Here is a 1399-nt window from a genome sequence, read left to right as displayed (position 1 = left end):
CTTCTTGTCGCACCATAACGCAACATTATCAGTAGCAAGGACAAGGAGGAATCTTCCCCTTACAAGGAAACCTCCTCTCTTTGTTCTATCGACCTATGCATTTTTTTATACATTCCTATCCCGGCACGGTTTAAGGGGTCTTTTTTGTTGTTGGATTAATAAAAAACTGTATTAAATCTTGCATGCTCCTAGGGGTCACTATATATGAACACTACGTACCTGACTTTCTCAATGACCAACATTACTTAACGTGGTAAAATAGTATTAGGATGGGAATCCAATGTTATTAAAATTAAAGTGGTTATCAAGTCGGAGGAAGGTACCTTAGGGTGTCTTTTCTTTTTAAAATATATAAGCGCACCATCCCTTTCCTAATAGAGGCCTCCCCTAATACCTCCTTACAGGGAGAATGATAAGGCTTTTTTTATTTACACAATTACCGAGCTCTCAAATGTTTTAAATAGTTACAATACATGTATTGCTTCAATAACATATGATCATTCTTAATGAATGTCATTGAAATGTACCAATAGATGTTAGTGCAGCAAAATAAATTGTGTTATGATGTGAGCAAATATAAAGCTATCTAACGGAGGGATTCACATGCCACATGTTGTGTTTCGTGGAATTACTACTGAACAATTAAAACGCATAAGCAAACCATTAGTAGAAGAGCTCGCAGAGATTTGTGAGTGTGGTACGGATAATTTTACGTTGGAACTACCAAGTTCTACGTTTGTATTCAATGGAGAAGAAATAGAAGCGTTTCCTCTTATTGAAGTGAAATGGTTCGAGCGTGGACAGGAAATTCGTAATCGATTTGCCAAGGCCATTACTACATATGTAATGGATTTTGGACTTCCAGAAGTAGAGGTTGTATTTACGGTTTTCACAGAATCAGCGTATTATATTAACGGTAAGCATTGTGCAAGTTAGAGCTATTTGAAAGATCTTTGTAACATTTATAAGGGATAGAACCACATTGCCATCAAGCTAAGAAAAGCAAATATCCAAAAACAAAAAAATGAGCTCAATTCTCATAGACAACTAACTGTGAAGGGATAAATTTTTTATTTTTGGAGACATCAAAATATTAGCTTGATGGATATGTGGAAATACCCCATCTCTATCAAGCTAAGCTTATGCAAAGTCAATTTTAGGCGAGATTGTTTCTTTTTTCTAAAGGGCAAGTGTAGGTGATTGAAAGATTTGCATACGAAATAAACCCTAACGGGCTTCACTTTTTTGAATTAAGCGGCTTCATTATCAGACATGGTACAATTGTAAACGACACCTAATATATCAAAGACCGTTTTTTTCTCATATCGATGAGATTTTCGCCCGTTTTGCTGTAGGAGATTGAACAGGCGAAGTAACAACTTTGATAGCTCTTGGGTGT

1 protein-coding gene and 1 pseudogene are annotated in these 1399 nt (G+C 36.0%); one reads left to right on the top strand and one right to left on the bottom strand.

Translation table 11 applies throughout. The features are described from left to right. Positions 1-603 precede the first annotated feature (603 nt). On the top strand, positions 604-936 hold the full coding sequence (locus COE49_RS26935; protein ID WP_088080345.1) for a DUF1904 family protein: 333 nt from the start codon (positions 604-606) through the stop codon (positions 934-936). Positions 937-1250: 314 nt separating this feature from the next. On the opposite strand, the pseudogene COE49_RS26925 reads toward COE49_RS26935, so the two are convergent. Then, a pseudogene (locus tag COE49_RS26925) lies at positions 1251-1399 on the bottom strand (IS4 family transposase); the annotation flags it as partial.

Origin of the sequence: Bacillus sp. AFS029637, from assembly GCF_002584985.1 — a bacterium.
Lineage (GTDB): Bacteria > Bacillota > Bacilli > Bacillales > Bacillaceae_G > Bacillus_A.
Note: the sequence above shows the minus strand (reverse complement) of the source record. Positions and strands in the feature narration are given on the sequence as shown.

Coding starts and splice junctions, on each gene's coding strand:
- COE49_RS26935 (WP_088080345.1), top strand. CDS start 604: ATGCCACATGTTGTGTTTCGTGGAATTACTACTGAACAATTAAAACGC.